Below are 21262 nucleotides of genomic sequence, written 5' to 3'. Positions count from 1 at the left end.
CAGGCTGACCAAATAGTCCAATGGTTCCCTGAGAATACTGGTCAACCTGCGCACTCAAAAGTAGAACTGTTGCGCAACCTGTCCGCCTGCGGGAAAGCTCACCTGCAAGCTGACCCCGACCGGGAGGATCCCGATGACCAGCACCGACCTCACCCCCGCAGAGCTCGACGCCGATCTCGACCTCGACCAGTTGAAGCAGCTCGTCGGCCTGGTGCCGTACGACGAGAGCACCGACCCGTTCCCGGTCACCGCGATGGACGCCGTCGTGTTCGTCGTCGGCAACGCCACCCAGACCGCGAAGTACTACCAGCTCGCCTTCGGGATGGACCTGGTCGCGTACTCCGGCCCGGAGACGGGAAACAAGGACAGCAAGGCGTTCGTCCTCAAGTCCGGCTCGGCGCGGTTCGTCATCACCGGTGGGGTCCGCCCGGACAGCGGGCTGCACGAGCACCACCGCAAGCACGGTGACGGCGTCGCGGACATCTCGCTCGAGGTGCCGGACGTGGACAAGTGCGTCGCGCACGCCCGGGCCCAGGGCGCCACCGTGCTGGAGGAGCCGAACGACGTCTCCGACGAGCACGGCACCGTCCGCCGCGCCGCGATCGCCGCGTACGGCGACACCCGCCACTCGCTGATCGACCGGTCGAAGTACGCCGGTCCGTACCTGCCCGGGTTCGTCCCCGCGAAGACCGCGGTGGTCCGCCCGGAGGGGCACCCGAAGCGGCTCTTCCAGGCCGTCGACCACGTCGTCGGCAACGTCGAGCTCGGCCTGATGGACGAGTGGGTCACCTTCTACAACAAGGTGATGGGCTTCGTGAACATGGCGGAGTTCATCGGCGACGACATCGCCACCGACTACTCCGCGCTGATGAGCAAGGTGGTCGCCAACGGCAACCACCGGGTCAAGTTCCCGCTGAACGAGCCGGCCATCGCGAAGAAGAAGTCGCAGATCGACGAGTTCCTGGAGTTCTACGACGGCGCCGGCGCCCAGCACATCGCGCTGGCCACCAACGACATCCTGCGCACCGTGGACATCATGCGGGCCAACGGCGTGGAGTTCCTCGAGACGCCGGACTCGTACTACGAGGACCCGGAACTGCGGGCCCGGATCGGCAACGTGCGGGCGCCGATCGGAGAACTGCAGAAGCGCAAGATCCTGGTCGACCGGGACGAGGACGGCTACCTGCTGCAGATCTTCACCAAGCCGATCGGCGACCGCCCGACGGTGTTCTACGAACTGATCGAGCGGCACGGCTCGCTCGGCTTCGGCAAGGGCAACTTCAAGGCGCTGTTCGAGGCGATCGAGCGCGAGCAGGAGCGCCGCGGCAACCTCTGACCTTCGCCAGACCCCCGAATTTCGATGAACAGACAGTGACGCGCCCGGGACACACCGTTCCGGGCGCGTCGTTCGTCCGATTAACGGATTGACTGTCAGGTCAGGGGAGGTTCGCGTACTCTGCCCAATGAGTGTGCGTCGGGGCGTACGCTCAGGAAGGGTTTTCCGATGAAGACACTGGGCATTTTGCTCAGCACCGCGGGCCTGGCCGGGGTAGGCGTTTTCGCCTTGGCCACACCAGCTCAAAGCGCCGTCGCCGCGAGTTGCCCGGGTGCCACATCCATCTCGTCAACCAACATCCTGCGCGACCACAGACCGCCCAGTTGGGGCAGCGTCCGGCTCGTCCGCGACCGCTGTTCGCAGTACTGGGCCGAGATCACCATGAATCCGCGGCTGGTCAGGAACCAGAAGGCCAACGCGTACCTGGTCCAGTACGGCGGATCCAACGCCGGCCGGGTGCTGTCCTGCGACAGCAGGGGCGGCAACGGCGCGGTGACCGCGGGCCAGCGCACCTGCCGGACGCCGAAGGTGAAGTCCACCGACGGCGGCGTCACGTTCGTCGCGATCGCCCGCGAATTCCACAACTACGGCGGCGGCTTCACCGAGATCTCGGAGAACGCCACCAGCCGGACCCGCTGACGGGCCTGCCATCGGGCGGAAAACCGCCTAGGCTCACACGGTATGAACGATCTAGTCGAGCGCCTTCGGCAGGTGTTGCCGCCGGAGGCGCTGGTGACCGACCACGACCGGATCCAGAGCTACCGGTACGACCGGGCGATGTTCTGCCCGGCCGGTGAGCCGATCGCGGTGGTGCTCGCCCGGGAGACCGCGCACGTCCAGGCGGCGGTGCGGATCGCCGCCGAGGCGGGCGTACCGGTGGTTCCGCAGGGCGCCCGGTCCGGCCTGTCCGGCGCGGCCAACGCGCTGGACGGCTGCCTGGTGATCTCGCTGGAGAAGATGGACAAGATCCTCGCGATCGAGCCCGTCGACCGATACGTCGTGACCCAGCCCGGCGTGTTCAACGCGGTGCTGTCGCGGGCCGTCGCCGAGCAGGGGCTGTTCTATCCGCCGGATCCGTCCAGCTGGGAGTTCTGCTCGATCGGCGGCAACCTGTCGACCAACTCGGGCGGCCTGTGCTGCGTGAAGTACGGCGTCACCACCGACTACGTGCTCGGCCTGGAAGTGGTGCTGGCCGACGGGCAGGTGCTGCGGACCGGGCGGCGTACGGTCAAGGGCGTCGCGGGGTACGACCTGACCAAGCTGATCGTAGGCAGTGAGGGCACGCTGGGCATCATCACCGAGGCGACGCTCGCGCTCCGGCCGGAGGCGGCCCGGCCGCGCACGATGGCCGCGCTGTTCGACTCCGGGGTGGCCGCCGGCGGGGCGATCATCGAGATCATCCGCAGCGGCGTGTCGCTGTCGCTGCTGGAGATCATGGACCGGACCACGATCAAGGCCGTCAACGACTTCAAGCGGATGGACCTGCCGACCGAGGCCGCCGCGATGCTGATCGCCCAGTCCGACGCGGGCGGCGAGGCCGGCGCGGCGGACGTCGCGACGGTCGCCAAGCTGTGCCGCCAGTTCGGCGCGATCGAGTGCATCGAGGCCGACGACCCGGCCGAGGGCGAGTTGCTGCTGGAGGCCCGCCGGGCGGCGCTGATCGCGCTCGATCAGCTCGGTACGACAATGATCGACGACGTCTGCGTACCGCGGTCCCGGCTGGCCGATTTCATCGGCGCGGTCGAGTTGCTCGCCGCCGAGCTGGACATCACCGTCGGCGTGCTCGGGCACGCGGGCGACGGCAACATGCACCCGACCGTGGTCTTCGACGCCGCGGATCCCGAGCAGGCCCGCCGGGCCCAGCTGGCGTTCGACAAGATCATGGAGGTCGGGCTCGAGCTCGGCGGCACCATCACCGGCGAGCACGGCGTCGGGGTGCTCAAGCGGGACTGGCTGGCCGAGGAGATCGGCCCGGTCGGGATCTCGGTGCACCGCGCGATCAAGGCGGCGCTGGACCCGAAGAACATCCTGAATCCGGGCAAGGTCGTGACGTGAGGGTTCTTCCAAGTTCTGTGACTCAACCGCAACGGAACTGCCGGGGCCATTCGACGTTCACGGCCGTCGAATGTGACGTGCCGGCCGCACTATGGAAGGCAGTTGTCTGAAACACCGGGGGAAGCAGTGAGGCGAGTCAGGAGGACACCCATGCGAGCACGGCAGCCGCTGTCGGCTGCGCTGGCTCTGGCCGGTTTCCTGGCCCTGTCCGGGTGCGCCAACGACGGCGGCCTGCGGGTCGAGGGTGCCGACGCACCGGCCACCTCGACCACACCGTCCGGTGAGGCCCGGGGCTTCGTCCCGGAGCAGGTGCCGACCATCAAACCGACGCCGATCGACCTGAATCTGCAGGCGGTCCGCAAGGCGCTGCTGGCCGACAAGCAGCTGGACTCGCAGTCCCGTGCCGTGCTGTCCAAGTGCACCCTGATCGAGCGCTGCCTGAGCCGTGGTGCCACCGTCGACGCGATGCACAGCGGGCAGCCGCAGTTGATCGTGCTGATCCACACGGTCGAGAAGTTCGTCTTCGGCGGCTTCCTGATCGCCGTCGGACCGGGCGGTCCGCGCCGGGTTTGGAGTTTGAAGGCCCAGCAGTTGAAGATCAATCCCGGTGCGAATGGTGACCTGGTGGCCGAGTCGGAGTTATTCACTCTGACCGACCAGCCTTGCTGTCCGTCCGGGAAGCGGGTAGAGGTCTACCGTTGGGACGGCCGGCAGATGGCCAAGGTGAGTTCGCTGGATCAAGAGGGAGACTGAACTTCGGTGGTACCGGAAGAACCGGCAGCGCGCATCCTCATGGTCGAGGACGACGCGGTGATCCGTGAGGCGACCCAATTGACCCTTGAACGCCACGGGTACGACGTCACCACGGCCGAGGACGGCCTGGAGGCGATCGAGAGTTTCGAGAAGCTCCACCCGGACGCGGTGATGCTCGACATCATGCTGCCCGGCCTGGACGGCATCTCGGTGTGCCGGCGGATCCGTGAGACCAGCACGGTCCCGATCGTGATGGTGTCCGCCCGCGGCGACGCGCTGGACGTCGTCCTCGGGCTGGAGGCGGGCGCCGACGACTACGTCACCAAGCCCTTCGACACCCAGGTGCTGGTGGCGCGGCTGCGGGCCGTGATGCGGCGCGCGGTGGCGGACCCGGAGCGGCCGGCCCCGTCGGCGGGAGCCGGCGTCGAGTCGTTCGGCGACCTGGAGCTCGACCGCGAGGCACTGGAGGTCCGGCGCGGCGGCAGCACCGTGCAGCTCACTCCGACCGAGCTGAAGCTGCTGATCGAGTTCGCGAACAACCCGGGCGTGGTGCTGAGCAGGTCGACGCTGCTGCAGCGGGTCTGGGACTACGAGTGGGGCGGCGACGGCCGGCTGGTCGACGTCCACCTGCAGCGGCTGCGGACCAAGATCGGCGCGGACCGGATCGAGACCGTTCGCGGGTTCGGGTACAAGCTGCGGGCCTAGTGCCGGCCGTCCGGGAGGACACCTGTGGGGCTTCGCAGCAAGCTCGGCCTGATCTTCGTCCTGGTCTCCTCGCTCGCGATCCTGGTCCTCTGCGTCGCCGTCTACGGCCAGGCGCAGCGGTCCCGGGAGGACCGGATCCGGGGTTTCGCGGACGAGCGGATCCGCAGCGCCGCCGAGACGTACGACCTGAACGATGTGCTGTTGTTCGGGTCCCGGCTGGACGATCCGGATCTGCCGCCGCAGTTGCGGGACTCGGTGCTGTCCGGCAAGCGGGCCACCTTCCGGACCGGTTCGCCGAACGCGAAGATGTGGGCGGCGGTCGGGGTCAAGGACGGTCAGATCCTGTCGATCGCGCAGGACTACGACGTCAAGGACCCGTCGATGACCGCGCTGCGGCGGGCGTTGATCATCGGTGGCATCGGCACGGTCGGGCTGGTCGTGCTGGCCAGTGTGGTCGCGGCCGGCAGCCTGTCCCGCCGGATCGTCGCTGTCGCCGGTACTGCGCGCCGGATCGCGGCGGGTGATCTCGACGCGTCGGCGGCCGCGGCGGCCGGGAAGGGCCATGACGAGGTGCAGGCGCTCGCGACGGCGCTGGACACGATGGCCAGTTCCCTGCGCGGGCAGTTGGAGGCAGAGCGCAGATTCACCGCCGATGTCGCGCACGACCTGCGGACGCCGGTGACGGGTCTGCTGACCGCGGCCGAACTGCTGCCGCCCGGGCGCCCCAGCGAACTCGTTCGGGACCGCGCCAAGGTACTGCGTCGGCTGGTCGAGGACCTGCTGGAGATCGCCCGGTTCGACTCCGGCGTCGAGCAGGCGGATCTGGAGCATGTCGGCCTGGGCGCGTTCGTCGGCTCGGCGGTCGGCCGGCTGCGGATGCAGCAGTCGCTCGCTCCCGACAGCGTGGTGGTGCACCGGGTCGGCCGGGAGGAGACGATCTCCACTGACTCGCGCCGGATCGAGCGGATCCTGGCCAACCTGATCGTGAACGGGCTCCGGCACGGCAAGCCGCCGATCGAGGTGACCGTCAACGGCCGCACCATCGAGGTGGTGGACCACGGCAACGGCTACCCCGAGGAATTGATCGCCGAGGGTCCCCGTCGGTTCCGGTCCGGGATGGCCGAGCGCGGCGTCGGCCACGGCCTGGGCCTGACCATCGCGGCCGGTCACGCGAAGGTCCTCGGCGCAGAACTCACCTTCGGCACCGCCCTGAGCGGCGGCGCCTGCGCGCGGCTCGTACTCCCCGAGAGTCCTTGAGGCATCTACTTCGTCAAGTAGACAAGGAGAAGCGGCGCCATTCTCGGGAGAGATGGCGCCGCTTCTCGCTGGTTCTACCGGGTGCCGTAGACGTTCAGTTCGGCGGCGGAGCCGAAGACCGCGCCGTTCAGTGAACTGGTGCCGACGAACTTGAGGTAGCGGCCGGCCTTGGCGGTGAAGTCGACCCGCTGTACGGCCTTGCTGTTGGGGAACTCACCCGTCTTCACTGGTGTGCCCCAGTTCTGCCCGTCCGCGCTGACATAGATCTCGTACCCCTTGAACGTCCCGTTGGTTCCGCTCTGCCGGGGCAGGTAGCTGAACCCGTTCACCTGGTACGCCGTACCGAGGTCGAGCGTGACGTGGTGCGGATAGGTGGCCGGAGTCGGCACCTGGGACCAGGCGGAATGCCATAGCGTGCTGGGGTTTCCGTCCAAAGCGGCGGTGGCCGCTCCGTCAGTGGCGGGGTCCTCGCTGCTGACGTCGGTCACCGTGATCCGGGACTGCGGGACGATCCCCGGCGGCAGCAGGGTCGCCTCGGCCGTGGTCGTCGCCGTACCACCGGTTGCCGTGAGCACGTACTTGCCCTCGGGAGTTCCGGCGGGCGGAGTCACGTCCCAGCTCGTGGTCACGCTGGTGCCGGGGGCAACTGTCGCGTGGGTGGCAGGAGTCGCGGCCTGGACACTCCACCCGGCCGGTGCGGTCAGCGCCAACGTGATGTTGTTGACGGCAACCACATCGTTGTTGGTGAAGGTGCTGACCACCGTATTCGCCTCACCCGACACCATGCCGTTCAGGCCGGCGCCGGACAGGCCCAATGAAGTACAGTCGGCGGCTTCGGTGGAGGCACCGAGGTCGGTGACGGCGAAGTTGTCCATGATGAAGTCCGCTTGGTCACCTCCGGAGGTCAGCTTGCGCAGGCCGACCCAGTAGTCGCCGCCGCAGCCGGCCACGAACTCCTGGGTGAACGTCGTTGTGGCCCGTTGCGCACCGATCGGCGTCGACTTCACTTCGACGGACTGCGGGCGGTCGACGCCCTGCACCCAGGTGTAGTGACCGGCCTGGCCACTCGCGTAGTCGAAGCTGACCTTGTACTTGTGGCCGGGCTGGAAGTTCACCGTCCACGGCGCGGTCCGGTAGACCAGGCCCTGGTTCTCCTCGTGGGACTTCAGCGACCAGTCGCCGTCGAGCACGTCGTCGACGAGCTTCCCGTTCCACCCGGCCTGCGTGTACGGCGCGTGCTTCTTGCTCAGGCTGGTTCTCGGGTCGGTGGTGCCGCCGGCGTTGCCCTTCACGAACGGGCCCCAGCCCTGATCGACGTTCTCGAAGTCGTCGACAAGTCCCGCGGCGGGGCGCTTCGTCTCGACCACCCGGACGTCGTCGATCCGGACTTTGGCCTCGCCTGCGGCGGCTCCGATGGTCAGGTCGGCACCAGTGCCCTTGGCCTCGAAGACAACCCGCACCCGCTGGTAGTACAGGTCGTGCTTGTCGTCAGCCGCGACCTTGTTCTGTGCGGTGGAGCGGCTGAACGACGTACTGACGCCGTCCACACTCACCGTTGTCGGTCGGGATTTGCCGGGCTCGACCTCGATCCACGCGGAGGCGCTGTACGTGCGGCCCTTGGTCAGGCCTCTGATGCGCTGCTTCAGCGCGCTCTTCTCGGGACCGAGTTGGGCGACGTGCTGACCGTTCGCCAGCGTCGCGAGTTGTGCGGAACCGGTCGGCTCCCAAGCGCTGAGATCGGCCGCGTTGAAGCCGGGATCCTGGAGGTGGCTACCTTCGCCCCAGTTCGCGTCCTGCTGTCGCGGAGCCTTGTCGGGGTAGAGCACGTACGGCTGATTCGCTGTGGCGGTCAAGGTCACCGTGCCGTTGCGGACAGGAGCGGTGCCTACCCGCACCCGGCCGGTGTCGGTCAGCTTGTAGACGGCGAAGCGGTCGGTGCCCGCCGGGACCTTCCAGGTGCTCGTGCCGCCTGCGGGGTTGTAGTGGTAGAGCTTCGTGTTGTTGTCCCAGGGCAGCAGGTACTTGTCGCCGTCGAGCACCTTGTCGGCACCGACGTACAGGGCGCACTTGCCCTTCTCCACGGCGCCGCGGACGCCACCGGTGAAGGTGATCTCGCCGGCGTTCCAGTCCTTGATCTGCTGGTGCTGCAGGAACTTCGTCGGCAGGTTGTGCTGCCAGATGTTGGCGTAGAACGCGTTCCAGTCGGTCTCACCGGTCCAGCCCTCGAACTCGACCAGGGAGGCCTGACCGAGGATCGGGTCGGCGTTCCAGACGTCCTTCTCGTGGTTGCGGACGAACCGGATGATCTGCGAGTTCAGGCCCTTGTTGGTGGCGCCGCCGTAGTCGAGGTCGTTCGCCCAGTGCGACCACAGCGAACTGCGCTCGAACCGATCGGCCCACTCGGTCGCGATCTGCCAGCCCTGGTCGGACAGTTGCCGGCTCAACCCGTCGGCGAGCCAGCCGGACTGGTAGTAGACGTCGATGTAGAGCTCCCGCAGGTTCTCGTTCGTCTCGTCCCGCAGTTGCTGGAACCGCTTCACGATGTTGCCGCTGGCAAGATCCGGGCGCTGCTTGATGTAGTAGCTCTGGTTGAGCCAGTTCCAGCCCTTGCTGGACTTGTCGACCAGGTCCTCGCTGAAGGCGTTCGCCTCGGGGTAGGACTCGGTCGCGTTCACGTGGACGCCGAACGCGGCGTTCCAGTCCTTGCCCTTGGCCAGCAGCGTGTTCAGGTCGGCGAGACCGCCGGCCCGCACGTTGTAGTTGCCGCCGTAGTCCGGGTGGGCCGAGTCGTGCCCCTCGGAGCCGTAGCCCTTGAGCAGCGCCATCTGGCCGAGGCCGTCGGTGGCCAGCGAGATCCGCTTCACGTCGTCCAGCGTGCGCAGGAACGGATGGGTCGCCTGGCTGGCGAAGTTGAACGGGATGTGCGTGACGACCCGGTTCTTCACCTGGTCGCCGCCCTTCGGCTCGGTCATGATCGAGCGGAACGCGATCGCGCCGTCCTGCCAGTCGACTCCTCCGTCCTGGTTGGCGTCCGGCGTCACCACGACCTTCGCCCACGGCAACGGCTCGGTGTACGGCGAGGTGTCCGCGCGGTAGGTCCACTGGCCGCTCCAGACGCCGACGCGGCTGGTGCCGTCGGCGGCCTTGCGGGCGCGGTGCCAGAACCGCGCGCCGTCGTCCACGGACTGTGCGGACGGCTTGTCGTAGACCGAGTTCGACTCGATTCCGGCGGCCAGTCCGCTCGTGTTCACGAACGCGTACGCCGCACCGGTGGGCGCGGGCTCGGCCGCCGTCGACGCGGTGACTGGGGTGATCTTGTCAGCGGTCCGGGTGGAGTCCGGGTCCAGCGTGGTGAACGCGGTCGTCGCACCGGCATCGCTGCTCGCCACCGAGACCAGGTCGTGGTCCGGGATGTCGATCGTCCGGACCCGGCTTGCCTCGGTGTCACGAACAGCGTCGATGCTGAAGGTGGTCACCCGCCCGGCCACGGCCAGGCTGGCGTCCAGTTCGACTCCGGGCAGCGCGTCGAAAGCGAGCTTGTACGACGCCTTGGCGCCGCTGACCGTGGGCGGTCCGGTCAGCCGGGCGGTCCGGGCGACTCCGTTGACGGTGACGGTGGAGATCGCGTCGGGCTGACCGCCGAGGGACTGGCCGGACGCGTTGTCGGCGTACTGGATGACGCGGGGGAAGTCGCTGCCGACCGTGACGGTCAGTTCGGCGGACGTCAGCGTGAGGTTGCCGGCGGCCTGGTCCTGGTTCTGGGCCGTGGCCTGGGCGGCTGAGTGGGGTGGGACGACGAGCAGACCGGCCGCGAGAGCGGCGGCCAGCAGCGGCGGAAGTACGGGTCTGGACACGGGCGGACTCCTGACGAGCGGGTCATGTGCCAGGGATTCTGCGTACATAACCGCGCTCTAGTCAAGAGAAACGAACACTAATGAACAGAATTGGTGAACGATTAAGCTCCCGGGAGGATCCGGCCGGTGACCGAACCCAGGCCGATCCGGTGGCCGTCAGGAGTGGTGGCGGAGCCGGTGATGGTCACCTCGTCGCCGTCGACCAGGAAGGTGCGCTCCTCGCCGTTGACCGTCAGCGGCTCGCGGCCGGCCCAGCTGAGCTCGATGAACGAGCCGCGCTGGTCTTTCTCGGGTCCGGAGACCGTGCCGGAGGCGTACAGATCGCCCGTCCGCACGGAGGCGCCGTTCACCGACAGATGAGCGAGCATCTGCGCGGGCGACCAGTACATCTCCCGGTACGGCGGGCTGCTGACGAGCTGGCCGTTCCAGTACACCTGGAAGGTGATGTCGTAGTTCGCCAGGTTCTCGCTCGCCAGATACGGCAGGACGGCCGGTTCCTGCTCGGCCAACGGGACTTCCGCGGCTTCCAAGGCCTCCAGCGAGACCACCCACGGCGAGATCGAGGTGGCGAACGACTTGCCGAGGAACGGGCCGAGCGGCACGTACTCCCACGCCTGCAGATCCCGGGCGGACCAGTCGTTCACGAGCACGACGCCGTACACGTGGTCCATGAAGTCGTCGACCGGGACGGGCTCGCCGAGCTTGGAGGGGCTGCCGACGACGAAGCCGAGCTCCACCTCGATGTCCAGCCGCTGCGACAGCCCGTACGTCGGGGCGTCGTCCGCCGGCGCCTTCCGCTGACCGCTCGGGCGGACGATGTCGGTGCCGCTGGTCACGACCGTGCCGGCCCGGCCGTGGTATCCGACCGGCAGGTGCTTCCAGTTCGGCAGCAGCGGCTCGGAGTCCGGCCGGAACAGCCTGCCGAGGTTCGTCGCGTGCTGCTCGGAGGCGTAGAAGTCGACGTAGTCCGCGACCTCGAACGGCAGCAGCATCGTCACCGCCGACTGCGGGATCAGGTGGGGCTCGACGGCGTCGCGGTTGTTCTCGTTGCGGACCAGATCGAGCAGCCACTCGCGGGTCGCGTGCCAGGCGGGTCGGCCGAGCGCGAGGAAAGAGTTCAGCGTGGGTTCGGCGAACACCTGCGAACCGTCCAGCATCTGAGCGGACGCGACCGGAGCCAGGTCCATCACCTGGTCGCCGATCGCCGCACCCATCCTCGGCTCCTCGTCGCCGGCCCGGAAAATGCCCAGCGGCAGATTCTCGGGACCGAACGGGGAGCCGTCGGGCACGTTGATCCAGGTCACAGGGTCTCCAGCAGGTTCAGGGCGGTCAGGTCGTCGCGAGGTTCGTCGATGCTGCAGGAGCCGAACGAGGTGAACCACCGTCGGGTGCTGGTGGCCTGCTCGTCGGACAGTTCCGCCGCCGTCGCGGCGAGCCGTGCACCGTCGCGATCCTCCAGTACTGCGGCAACCTCGTCCTGGCTGGCGCCGTCGAGGGAGGCGCGGGTGGCGAGCAGGACGTTCAGGAAGCCGTGGTGCTCGAAGCCGGTGTCGGCCGCGCTGTGCCCGACGGCGTTGTGCAGACCGGCCGTGCACTTGAAGGCGACCTCGCGGTCCAGGCAGGCGGTGATGAAGGCGGCGACCTGGTCAGCGGTGGGGAACAGCGCGGTGTCGAGGCCGCCCGTCCGGAGCTTGGCGGCGTACCCCGCGTCGGCGACCACGTCGAGCGCCCGCTCCCAGGCGCCGTCGAGGCCGATCTCGACGAAGGCGTTCTCCTCGTCCAGGCAGTTGTCGCAGGCGCGGACGACCCGCAGGGCGTTGCGGGACAGGTCGTCCTCGGCGCGCAGGCGCACCTCGATCGCCTTGACGACCACGTCGGCCGAGCGGTCGCCGTACCGGATGGCCGGCTCGATCCCGCCGGCGCCGCCGGTGATCACCACGGCGACCTCGAGCGGTCCCTCGCCGGTTTTGGCCGCCTCGGCGGCCACCGTCATCAGGTCCTCGTCGGTGCACACGAACGAGCCGACCAGGTCGGCGTACGACGACTTCCGGTGCGTCCGGTGGGCCTGCACGGCCTCGACCAGGGGCAGGTCGCCGGGCGGGAACATGGCCGCGTCGTCGACCAGGTGCCGGAACAGGGCAGGGATGGTTGACATGCCGCTGAGCCTATCGGATGCTTTCGGTAAGCGGACACAAGCGTCCGATAAACGTGCAGCGCCGGTCGATCACCGGTCGCGACGGGAAGAAGGAGACATGGCGCACTACCGGCAGGCCGGGCAGATCCCGCCGAAGCGGCACACCCAGTTCCGCCGCCCCGACGGCGGGCTCTACTACGAGGAGTTGATGGGTGAGGAAGGGTTCTCGTCGGACTCGTCACTGCTCTACCACGCGGGGGTGCCGTCGGCGATCGTCGACTCCCAGGTCTGGGACCTGCCGGACCTGGCCACCACGCCGAACCACCCGCTGACGCCGCGTCACCTGAAGTTGCACGACCTGTTCACCGCCGGTGCCGGGAACAACGTGGTCGAGCACCGCCGGCTTCTGCTCGGCAACGGCGACGTCCGGATCTCGTACGTCGTGGCCGCGGACGAGTCGCCGTACTACCGGAACGCGATCGGCGACGAGTGTGTCTACCTCGAGCGCGGCTCGGCCGTGGTGGAGACCGTCTTCGGTGTACTGAACGCGGTCGAGGGTGACTACGTGATCATCCCGCGCGCCACCACGCACCGCTGGCTGCCCGGGGCGGACGGAGTCCAGGCGTACTGCATCGAGGCGAACAGCCACATCGCCCCGCCGAAGCGCTACCTGAGCCGGTACGGGCAGTTCCTCGAGCACTCCCCGTACTGCGAACGCGACCTCAGCACGCCGGCTGACATCTTCGTTGTCGAGGGCACCGATGTCGAGGTGCTGGTGAAACACCGCGGCAACGGCCCGAGCGGGATCGTCGGCAGCCGGATGACGTACGCGACGCACCCGTTCGACGTGGTCGGCTGGGACGGTTGCCTCTACCCCTACACCTTCAACGTCAGCGACTTCGAACCGATCACGGGCCGGATCCACCAGCCGCCACCGGTCCACCAGGTCTTCGAGGGCAACAACTTCGTCATCTGTAACTTCGTCCCCCGCAAGGTCGACTACCACCCGCTGTCGGTGCCGGTGCCGTACTACCATTCGAACGTCGACTCCGACGAGGTGATGTTCTACTGCGGCGGCGACTACGAGGCCCGCAAGGGCTCAGGCATCGGCCTCGGCTCCATCTCCCTCCACCCCGGCGGCTACGCCCACGGTCCTCAGCCCGCCGCCATCGAAGCTGCACTTGGCGCTGAGTCGTTCGAGGAACTGGCCGTCATGGTCGATACGTTCCGCCCGCTGGAACTGGGCGAAGGCGGCTTGGCGGTGGACGACGGCGTCTACGCGTGGACGTGGTCCGGCCGCCGGCTGTAGATCCGACGTAGTACGTGTCGCAGAGCGCGGGACCCCGTGGGCTGAGAAGGTGGGGGGATGAGCGAGCAGGAGTCGGTGCAGACGTTTGTTGTCGGCATCGATCGGGAGGCGGTACTGCGGCGGCGGGTCGTGGTGGGGCGGGTGCAGCGGCGGAGCGCTTGGGTGACGCTGGCGATCGGGGCCCTGGGCATCGTTGCCGCGTTGGCGGCGCTGATCGCGTTCCAGGGGGCGGGGTTGTGGCCGTTCGCGTTGCTGATGATCGCCGCGATGGTGCCGCTCGTGCTCAGTACGGTGCTCGCTCTCCGGTTGGAGAAGGAGCGGCGAGAGTGGTACGCCGCCCACGACCTGCCGCCGGTGGCGATGCGGATGTCGCCGAAAGGACTGGATCTGGCGGTCGAGGGAGCCGCGTTCCCGGTGATCCTGCCCTGGGCGACGGTCAAGGGATTCAAGCAGTTGAAGACCTTCGGGCAGTTCGTGCTGGAACTGCAGTTGCAGCCGGGCATCGGGGCGACGACGGCCGGAGTACGGGGGCTTGATCAGCCGGCTGTGCGGGCGGTGGTGAAGCCGAATCCGTTGCTCAAGCCGACCGGGCTCTACCTGGTCAAGGCGCTGGACCAGCCGGTGCACCTGATCGACCAGGCGCTGAGGCACTTCTCCGGTGGCACCGCCTCGATCCTCCGCTGAGCAGAAGTCAGCAGGGCAGGGCGCGGAACGTGTAGCCCTGGTGGGTGAGCTTGGTGAGGGCGTGGTCGAGGGCGGCGACGGTCTGGGCGCGGTTGCCGCCGCCGTCGTGCATCAGGATGATCGCGCCGGGGCGGGCGCCGCGGAGGATCGCCCGCTCGATCTTGGCGACGCCGGGCTTCTCCCAGTCGTATGTGTCGACGTCCCAGAGCACCTCACGCTGGTGGTACGACGCCGCGACCGCGGCCACCGCCGGGTTCGTGTCGCGGTACGGCGGCCGGAAGCACCTCGACGGTACGCCGGTACCGATCTCCTGGCGGATCCGCTCCGGGCTCAGGTGGGTCAGTTTCGGGTGGTCCCAGGTGTGGTTCCCGATCGTGTGACCGAGGCCGCGGGTGGTCGCGACCAGGTCCGGGTGGGCAGCCGCCTCGCGCCCGAGGACGAAGAACGTCGCCTTCGCGTGGTGCCGGGCGAGCACACCCAGCACCTTCGGCGTCCACTCCCGCTGCGGGCCGTCGTCGAAGGTGAAATAGAGGACCTTGCCGCCGGCCGCGAGGTTCCAGTCGGCGCCGGTCGTCACCGGTTTCGAGGTCCGGTGGGTGCGGCTGCCCGGCAGCGTCGCCGTCCGCTGCGTACGGCGGCCGGGTTGCGTGCGTTGGCTGGGCTGGGTGCGTTGGCCGGGCTGGGTGCGCTGGCCGGGTTTGAGCCCCAGCATCTTCTGCTTGGCGATCGGCCGGACGACCGGCGCCGCGGCGAGCGCGGTGGCGACCGGACGGTTCCCCGCGGTCGGTTCGTCAGGAGTGGCGGACTGAGCCAGGACGGTGGCGAGAAGGACGGCAACCAGGACTGCGAGTTTGCCGGGCGGCAAGGTCATGGGCGGCATCCTCTCGCGCGAGCGGGGCCATCCGTCGGTCGGCACGCCCGGAAGCGCACGTAAGGTGCTTCGGGTCAGATCTCGACGACGCGTGAGGCGGGCCATGACGGACAGCAACCAGACGGTGGATCAGGCGGTGGATCGCAGCGTGACCAGGCGAACAGTGGTCGGCGGCACCGCCGCGACGGCGCTGGCCGCGGCCGGTTTCCAGGCGGTCCCGGCCCACGCCGACGCCGGTGCGCACGGCGCCGGCGGGCCCGCACCGCGCACGGTCCGGCTGAGTGTGATGGGCACGACCGACCTGCACGGCAACGTGTTCAACTGGGACTACTTCAAGAACGCCGAGTACGACGATTCCGCGCACAACGACATCGGCCTGGCCAAGATCTCCACCCTGGTGAAGGCCGTCCGGGCCCGGATAGCCGGCGAGCGGCGTACGCCGGCGCCGCTGCTGCTCGACGCGGGCGACACCATCCAGGGCACCCCGCTGGCCTACTACTTCGCCAAGATCGAGCCCATCACCGGCGGCCACCTGCACCCGATGGCCGCGGCGATGAACGAGATCGGCTACGACGCCGCCGCGCTCGGCAACCACGAGTTCAACTACGGCCTCGACATCCTGCGCAAGTTCCAGCGGCAGTTGCGCTTCCCGCTGCTCGGCGCGAACGCCCAGGACTGGACCACCGGGCTGCCGGTCTTCCCGCCGTACGTGCTCAAGCGCGTGCACGTGCCCGGCGAGAAGCCGATCACGGTCGGCATCCTCGGCCTGACCAACCCCGGCATCGCGATCTGGGACAAGGCGAACGTCGAGAACAAGATCACGTTCGGCGGCATCGTCGAACTCGCCAAGGTCTGGGTGCCGCGGGTCCGGCAGGCCGGCGCCGACGTGGTGATCGTGGCCGCGCACTCCGGGATGGACCTGTCCTCCTCGTACGGCGACGCGCTGCCGGTGCCGGAGAACGCCTCCGCGCTGATGGCCGAAACCGTCCCCGGGATCGACGCGGTACTGGTCGGGCACGCGCATCAGGAGATTCCCGAGCGGTTCGTGACCAACAAGGCGACCGGCGAGCAGGTCCTCCTGGTCGATCCGCTCAAGTGGGGCATGCGGCTCGCCCTGATCGACCTGGACCTGCAGAAGGTCCGCGGCCGGTGGAAGGTGGTCGGCCGGCACAGCCAGGTGCTGAACGCGAACACGGTCGAGGCGGACCCGAAGGTCGTCGCCGTGCTGCAGAAGGATCACGACAAGGTGGTCGAGTACGTCAACTCCAAGATCGGCACCTGCACCGAGGCGATGTCGGCGGCGACCGCGCCCTGGGAGGACACCGCCGCGCTCGACTTCGTGAACTTCGTCCAGGCCGACGCGGTCGCCAAGGCCCTCGCCGGTACTCCGCAGGCGGCGCTCCCGGTGCTCGCCATCGCGGCGCCGTTCAACCGGGCCGCGTCCATTCCCGCGGGTGACGTCTCGGTCCGCGATGTCGCCGGGCTCTACATCTTCGACAACACCCTGCTCGCGGTGACGATGACCGGTGCCCAGGTGAAGGACTACCTCGAGTTCTCGGCGCAGTACTTCAAGCAGGTCAGTGGTCCGGGTCCGTTCACGCCGGACCAGGTGACGAACGCGCCGACGCCGACCGCGCCGTCCGGCACGCCGGACTACAACTACGACATCCTCGGCGGCCTGACCAAGCCGATGGCGTACACGATCGACATCGCCAAGCCGGTCGGCTCCCGGATCACCGGCCTGTCCTACGACGGTGCGCCGGTGACCGCCGACCAGCAGTTCGTCGTTGCCGTGAACAACTACCGCCAGTCCGGCGGCGGCAACTTCCCGCACGTCAAGACCGCCCCGGTCCTCTACAACCGCCAGGTCGAGATCCGCCAACTGATGATCGACTACGTCACCGCCACCGGCGAGGTGAACCCGAACACCTTCCACACCACCGACTGGTCCCTCACCACCAACGGCTCACCGGTGGTGATCAGTACCTGACGTCCACTCGGGGTGGCCGGGCATGGGCGGGGTGGTTGGGCTGTAGATCCAGGCGCCGAAGTACGTGTCGGCTTGTCGTTTGGTTGCCATAGGCCCCAGGTTGCTCGCCTGGCGGCCGCACCACATCAGCCGTGGACAGCAGGCGGGCTGCTACCAAAGTCGTAGTTCGGGCCAGGGTCTTGACCCGGGGATCGGCTAAGTGATTTAGTCACTTTGTGACTTACTCAGCGGAGGCGACTCCGAGCTTGTCGGACCGGTTGACCGAGGCGATCCTCGGCATCATCCGGGACCGCAACCTGGCGCCCGGGGACGCGATCCCGTCGGCCCGGGAGCTGGCCAAGCGGTTCGAGATCACCACGCCGACGATCCGCGAGGCCCTGCGCAAGCTGGAGGCGACCGGTGCGGTGGAGTTCCGGCACGGCTCGGGGACGTACGTCGGCCCGACCATCAACAACGTCGTGCTGGCGAATCCGCACCGCCCGCCGATCACGAAGGACTCGGTCCTGCAGTTGATAGGCGCCCGCCTGCTGATCGAGCCCGCGGTAGCCCGCCAGGCGGCGATCGCCCAGGCGGCGCCGGGGGCCTCGCTGGAACGGTTGGAGGCTGCGGTGACCAATGCCTTGACGCCGCCCGGTGGGCCTGCGTTTGCGCTCAACTTTCATGTCGAGCTGGCCTCGGCCAGTGGGAATCCAGTGGTGGAAGAGCTGATCAGCTCGCTGCTCAAGGTGCGTGTGCGGGAGCAGCAGCAGATTCGGCAGCTCTACGACAACCGGACCCGCGACTACGAGGAGCACCGGGCGATCTTCGAGGCCGTCCAGGCCGGTGACGCCCCAGCGGCCGAGCAGCTGACCCGCGAGCACCTCGACCACATCCGCCTCGCGATCGAAGCCGTCGACTTCCCGGAGTTGCCGTGAGCAACAAGCTGGCGGAGATGACCACCGACCAGGCCCGCGACGCCGTCCGCGGATCGCCGCTGGTGATCATCCCCGTCGGCGCCCAGGAGCAGCACGGCGGCGGGATGGCGATGTCCACCGACACCGTCCGCGCCGTCGGCCTCGCCGACCTGGTGGCCGAGCGGCTCGCCGGTCGCGCGGTCATCGCACCACCTGTGTCGTACGGCGTCTCACCCCACCACATGGCGTTCGCAGGCACCGTGACGTTGTCGCCGGCCACCTTCCAGAGCGTGCTCCGGGACGTAGTCGACAGCCTGTACCAGCACGGGTGGCGGCAGTTTCTCGTCATCACCGGCCACGGCGGCAACAACGCGGCCCTGTCGGTGCTGGCCCAGGAGTACCTGACCCATAACGACCTGACCTTCGCGTGGACCCCGATCACCCCCTTGGTGTCCGACCTGATCGCAGGCATGGAGGTCAGCCAGGTGCACGGCCATGCGGGGGAGGCCGAGACCGCGCAGATGCTGTACCTCGCTCCGGAGTTGGTCCAGGCCGATCACCTGGAGCCCGGAGCCACCCGGCTCGACGAACTGAGCACACCAGCCCGGCTGTCCCGGCAGGCGCAAGGTCCGCGCCTGTCCGTCGGGTTCGACGAGTACCACAAGCGTGGCGTCCTGGGAGATCCCCGACGAGCCACTGCCGCGGACGGCCGACTCCTGGTCGAGACGGCCGCCGACCGCATTGCCGCCTTCGCCGACGAGTTGCTGACGGCCTGACTTCCGAGCTCCACCCGCACCCAGCACCACCCAACACTGGACCGCCCGATGCGTTCCAGGCGCGAGCCTGCCCGCCCGCAGGCCGCCTGCCCGAGGAGGCCCCTGATGAACCTCACCCGTCCCAAGAACCTGCTGACTGCAGGCCTGGTCGCGGCCGGCCTGGTGACCGCCGTAGCCAGTTCTCCCTTGCTGCCGGCAACGGCCGCACCAGTCCAGCAGGACACCCAGAACCGCAGCGATGGTTGCCGTACGCAATCGACGCAGCCACCCGGCACCGGCGCCGACTACCAACTCGTCAGCGGCGGAATCACCCGGACCTACCGGCTGCATCTCCCCGCCGGGTACGACGCGCGGACGGCGTACCAGTTGATCGTCGTCTATCACGGTCGCGGGAAGACCGGTGAGTTCACCGAGGCGTTCTCCGACCTGTCGAAGCTGAACGCGATCGTCGCCTACCCCAACGGGGTGCTCGGGGACGAGGAGAAGCAGGCCTGGCAGGGTGCGCCGTACTCGGCCAAGGGGTCGACGACGTGAAGTTCACCGCCGACCTGCTGGACACGATCGAGGCGGGCTTCTGCGTCGACCGGAACGCGGTCTACGCGACCGGGAAGTCCAACGGTGCGGGGTTCACCGGCATCCTGGCCTGTGTGATGGCCGACCGGTTCGCCGCGATCGCTCCCGTCGCCGGCGCGTTCTACCAGCAGGGCAAGCGCTGCGCGCCGAGCCGGCCGGTGCCCGTGCTCGACATCCACGGCACCGGCGACACCACCATCCCGTACGACGGCGACGGCCAGCGGGATCTCCCCAGCGTGCAGACCTGGGTCCGGGACTGGTCCGTACGGAACCACTGCTCGGCCGATCCGCGGCAGAGCCAACTCGGCGACGACACGCTGATCACGACCTACAAGGGCTGCCAGGCGGACGTAGTGCACGTGGCTGTCACGGACGGGGGTCACTCGTGGCCGGGGTCCGACGCCGCGTCCGGCCCTGGGTACGTGAGCCAGACCTTCGAGGCGCACGAGCTGATCGGTGCCTTCTTCAAGGCGCACAGTTTCCGGTCCGACAAGCCGAGGAACTGAGATGACCACCACCGCTACCGAGCCGAAGGAACTGCCGCGCCTGGTCCGGGCGATGGCCGTGATCGAACGCGTCGGCAACGCGCTGCCGCATCCGTTCTGGCTGTTCTGGATCCTGTCCGCGATCCTCGCCGTGGTGAGCGCGATCCTGGCCGCGCTGGACGTGTCCGTGGTGTCGCCGAAGGACGGCAAGACGGTCGCCGTGCAGAACCTGCTGTCCGGCGAGGGCCTGCAGATGGCCGTCTCTACGGCGATCTCGAACTTCGCCGAGTTCCCGCCGATGGCCACGATCGTGGTGGTCATCATGGGTGTCGCACTGGCCGAGCGGACCGGGTTCCTGCAGTCGCTGATGAAGGTGTCGGTGTCCCGGGTGCCGACCTCGATGGTGGTGTTCGCCGTCGCCTTCGCGGGCACGATGGCGCACGTCGCGTCGGCCGCGGCGTACATCATCCTGGTGCCGCTGGGCGGGCTCGCCTTCCGGGCGGTCGGCCGGTCGCCGATCCTCGGCATCGTGGTCGCCTACACCGCGATCGCGTCCGGCTACGACGCCAGCCCGATCCCGACGCCCAACGACGCGATCTTCGCCGGCATCACCGAGGCGGCCGCCAAGACGGTCGACCCGAACGCCTCGATCTCGCCACTGTCGAACTGGTTCTTCAACATCGCCTCGTCGGTGCTGCTCGCGCTCGTCATCACGCTGGTGGTCCGGCTGGTGCTGAGCAAGCGGGACGACCTGGACGCCGATCCGGACGCGCCGGGTGACGACGCCGACGCGCTGCACCTGTCGGCGCGCGAGCGCACCGGGTTGCTGCGGGCAGCGATCGTCTTCGCGCTGGCGGCGGTCGCGATCGTCGCGGTGCTGCTGCCGCACGACTCGCCGCTGCGCGGGGAGAACGGCAGCATCGTCGAGTCGCCGTTCCTGGACGGGATCGCGATGGTGGTGGCGGTGCTGTTCGGCCTGGTCGGGATCACCTACGGGGTGACGGTCGGGGCGATCACCAAGGGCGGCGACGTGCCGAAGCTGATGGCTGAGGGGATCAAGCAGATGGCGCCGGTGCTGGTGCTGTTCTTCGCGATCGCCCAGTTCCTGGCCTACTTCAGCTGGAGCCGGATCGGCGACCTGCTGTCGGCCGAGTCGGCCCGGCTGCTCGGCGACCTCGGCGCCCCGACGGTGGTGATCTTCCTCGGCATCCTGGTGCTGCTGACGCTGATCAACATCCTGGTCACCAGCGGCTCGGCGATGTGGTCGCTGACCGCGCCGATCCTGGTGCCGATGATGATGCTGCTGGAGGTGCCGGCCGAGACCACCCAGGCGCTGTTCCGGATCGCCGACTCGGGCTCGACCGCGATCACCCCGATGAGCCCGTACTTCGTGATGGCGCTGGGGTTCCTGCAGCGGTACCGCAAGGACGCGGGGGTGGGGACGCTGGCGTCGTACACGGTGCCGCTGGCGATCTCGATGACGATCGCCTGGACGTTGCTGTTCCTGGCCTGGTGGGCGCTCGGCATCCCGCTCGGCCCGGGCGCACCGGTCCGCTGAACCCCGGTCCGTTGCCCCGGGCCCGCTGA

General features: G+C 68.6%; 18 protein-coding genes. 14 read left to right on the top strand and 4 right to left on the bottom strand.

The features are described from left to right. Positions 1–133: 133 nt before the first annotated feature. The 6 genes from hppD (at position 134) to ABD255_RS39960 (ending at position 6106) form a co-directional block, all read left to right on the top strand. Positions 134–1336: a 4-hydroxyphenylpyruvate dioxygenase gene (hppD, locus tag ABD255_RS39985; RefSeq protein ID WP_344222043.1), complete on the top strand. Its 1203-nt coding sequence runs from the start codon at positions 134–136 to the stop codon at positions 1334–1336. 168 nt (positions 1337–1504) lie between these two features. Continuing rightward, positions 1505–1975: a hypothetical protein gene (locus ABD255_RS39980; protein ID WP_344222042.1), complete on the top strand. Its 471-nt coding sequence runs from the start codon at positions 1505–1507 to the stop codon at positions 1973–1975. 42 nt (positions 1976–2017) lie between these two features. After that, positions 2018–3391 (top strand): FAD-binding oxidoreductase, encoded by a 1374-nt coding sequence (locus ABD255_RS39975; RefSeq protein ID WP_344222041.1) that lies wholly within the window; start codon positions 2018–2020, stop codon positions 3389–3391. A 150-nt stretch (positions 3392–3541) separates the two neighbouring features. Beyond that, positions 3542–4144 carry a hypothetical protein gene (locus ABD255_RS39970; protein ID WP_344222040.1) on the top strand — a complete coding sequence of 201 codons (603 nt, stop codon included), beginning with the start codon at positions 3542–3544 and terminating at the stop codon, positions 4142–4144. A gap of 6 nt (positions 4145–4150) precedes the next feature. Further along, the gene (gene cseB / locus ABD255_RS39965; RefSeq protein WP_344222039.1) at positions 4151–4849 is read left to right on the top strand and encodes a two-component system response regulator CseB; all 699 of its coding nucleotides are present in this window, start codon (positions 4151–4153) and stop codon (positions 4847–4849) included. A gap of 24 nt (positions 4850–4873) precedes the next feature. Then, positions 4874–6106 (top strand): sensor histidine kinase, encoded by a 1233-nt coding sequence (locus ABD255_RS39960; protein ID WP_344222038.1) that lies wholly within the window; start codon positions 4874–4876, stop codon positions 6104–6106. Between the two features lie 74 nt (positions 6107–6180). On the opposite strand, the gene ABD255_RS39955 is transcribed toward ABD255_RS39960, so the two are convergent. The 3 genes from ABD255_RS39955 to ABD255_RS39945 form a co-directional block, all read right to left on the bottom strand. Then, positions 6181–9960, bottom strand: coding sequence for an endo-alpha-N-acetylgalactosaminidase family protein (locus tag ABD255_RS39955; protein ID WP_344222037.1), 3780 nt, complete (start codon positions 9958–9960; stop codon positions 6181–6183). 101 nt (positions 9961–10061) lie between these two features. Beyond that, positions 10062–11264 (bottom strand): fumarylacetoacetase, encoded by a 1203-nt coding sequence (gene fahA, locus ABD255_RS39950; protein ID WP_344222036.1) that lies wholly within the window; start codon positions 11262–11264, stop codon positions 10062–10064. Beyond that, on the bottom strand, positions 11261–12115 hold the full coding sequence (locus ABD255_RS39945) for a hypothetical protein (protein ID WP_344222035.1): 855 nt from the start codon (positions 12113–12115) through the stop codon (positions 11261–11263). The genes fahA and ABD255_RS39945 overlap by 4 nt, the downstream gene beginning before the upstream one ends. 97 nt (positions 12116–12212) lie before the next feature. On the opposite strand from ABD255_RS39945, the gene ABD255_RS39940 reads away from it, so the two are divergent. After that, positions 12213–13403, top strand: coding sequence for a homogentisate 1,2-dioxygenase (locus ABD255_RS39940; protein ID WP_344222034.1), 1191 nt, complete (start codon positions 12213–12215; stop codon positions 13401–13403). Between the two features lie 57 nt (positions 13404–13460). Continuing rightward, complete coding sequence (locus ABD255_RS39935; RefSeq protein ID WP_344222033.1) at positions 13461–14087, top strand: hypothetical protein; 627 nt, start codon at positions 13461–13463, stop codon at positions 14085–14087. A 7-nt stretch (positions 14088–14094) separates the two neighbouring features. On the opposite strand, the gene ABD255_RS39930 is transcribed toward ABD255_RS39935, so the two are convergent. Next, positions 14095–14958, bottom strand: coding sequence for a polysaccharide deacetylase family protein (locus ABD255_RS39930; protein ID WP_344222032.1), 864 nt, complete (start codon positions 14956–14958; stop codon positions 14095–14097). Between the two features lie 103 nt (positions 14959–15061). Here ABD255_RS39930 and ABD255_RS39925 point away from each other — a divergent pair, with 103 nt between their 5' ends. The 6 genes from ABD255_RS39925 (at position 15062) to ABD255_RS39900 (ending at position 21233) form a co-directional block, all read left to right on the top strand. Then, positions 15062–16948, top strand: coding sequence for a bifunctional metallophosphatase/5'-nucleotidase (locus ABD255_RS39925; RefSeq protein WP_344222031.1), 1887 nt, complete (start codon positions 15062–15064; stop codon positions 16946–16948). Between the two features lie 215 nt (positions 16949–17163). Further along, the gene (locus tag ABD255_RS39920) at positions 17164–17862 is read left to right on the top strand and encodes a FadR/GntR family transcriptional regulator (RefSeq protein ID WP_344222030.1); all 699 of its coding nucleotides are present in this window, start codon (positions 17164–17166) and stop codon (positions 17860–17862) included. Continuing rightward, entirely contained in the window at positions 17859–18617 is a 759-nt protein-coding gene (locus ABD255_RS39915) for a creatininase family protein (RefSeq protein ID WP_344222029.1), read from the top strand. Before ABD255_RS39920 ends, ABD255_RS39915 begins: the two co-directional genes overlap by 4 nt. A 105-nt stretch (positions 18618–18722) precedes the next feature. Next, complete coding sequence (locus ABD255_RS39910) at positions 18723–19151, top strand: alpha/beta hydrolase family protein (protein ID WP_344222028.1); 429 nt, start codon at positions 18723–18725, stop codon at positions 19149–19151. Continuing rightward, a complete protein-coding gene (locus ABD255_RS39905) occupies positions 19148–19696 on the top strand; it encodes a CE1 family esterase (protein WP_344222027.1) in 549 nt (182 codons plus the stop codon). Before ABD255_RS39910 ends, ABD255_RS39905 begins: the two co-directional genes overlap by 4 nt. A 1-nt stretch (position 19697) precedes the next feature. Then, positions 19698–21233: an AbgT family transporter gene (locus tag ABD255_RS39900; RefSeq protein WP_344222026.1), complete on the top strand. Its 1536-nt coding sequence runs from the start codon at positions 19698–19700 to the stop codon at positions 21231–21233. The last annotated feature ends 29 nt before the right edge of the window (positions 21234–21262 follow it).

Origin of the sequence: Kribbella sancticallisti, assembly GCF_039530625.1 — a bacterium.
Classification (GTDB): domain Bacteria; phylum Actinomycetota; class Actinomycetes; order Propionibacteriales; family Kribbellaceae; genus Kribbella; species Kribbella sancticallisti.
This window is presented reverse-complemented; position numbering and strand designations above follow the sequence as displayed.

What these genes read in the sequence shown, in the direction of transcription:
- hppD (WP_344222043.1), top strand. Translation starts at nt 134, where the DNA reads ATGACCAGCACCGACCTCACCCCCGCAGAGCTCGACGCCGATCTCGAC.
- ABD255_RS39980 (WP_344222042.1), top strand. Translation starts at nt 1,505, where the DNA reads ATGAAGACACTGGGCATTTTGCTCAGCACCGCGGGCCTGGCCGGGGTA.
- ABD255_RS39975 (WP_344222041.1), top strand. Translation starts at nt 2,018, where the DNA reads ATGAACGATCTAGTCGAGCGCCTTCGGCAGGTGTTGCCGCCGGAGGCG.
- ABD255_RS39970 (WP_344222040.1), top strand. Translation starts at nt 3,542, where the DNA reads ATGCGAGCACGGCAGCCGCTGTCGGCTGCGCTGGCTCTGGCCGGTTTC.
- ABD255_RS39945 (WP_344222035.1), bottom strand. Translation starts at nt 12,115, where the DNA reads ATGTCAACCATCCCTGCCCTGTTCCGGCACCTGGTCGACGACGCGGCC.
- ABD255_RS39940 (WP_344222034.1), top strand. Translation starts at nt 12,213, where the DNA reads ATGGCGCACTACCGGCAGGCCGGGCAGATCCCGCCGAAGCGGCACACC.
- ABD255_RS39935 (WP_344222033.1), top strand. Translation starts at nt 13,461, where the DNA reads ATGAGCGAGCAGGAGTCGGTGCAGACGTTTGTTGTCGGCATCGATCGG.
- ABD255_RS39930 (WP_344222032.1), bottom strand. Translation starts at nt 14,958, where the DNA reads ATGACCTTGCCGCCCGGCAAACTCGCAGTCCTGGTTGCCGTCCTTCTC.
- ABD255_RS39925 (WP_344222031.1), top strand. Translation starts at nt 15,062, where the DNA reads ATGACGGACAGCAACCAGACGGTGGATCAGGCGGTGGATCGCAGCGTG.
- ABD255_RS39910 (WP_344222028.1), top strand. Translation starts at nt 18,723, where the DNA reads ATGAACCTCACCCGTCCCAAGAACCTGCTGACTGCAGGCCTGGTCGCG.
- ABD255_RS39900 (WP_344222026.1), top strand. Translation starts at nt 19,698, where the DNA reads ATGACCACCACCGCTACCGAGCCGAAGGAACTGCCGCGCCTGGTCCGG.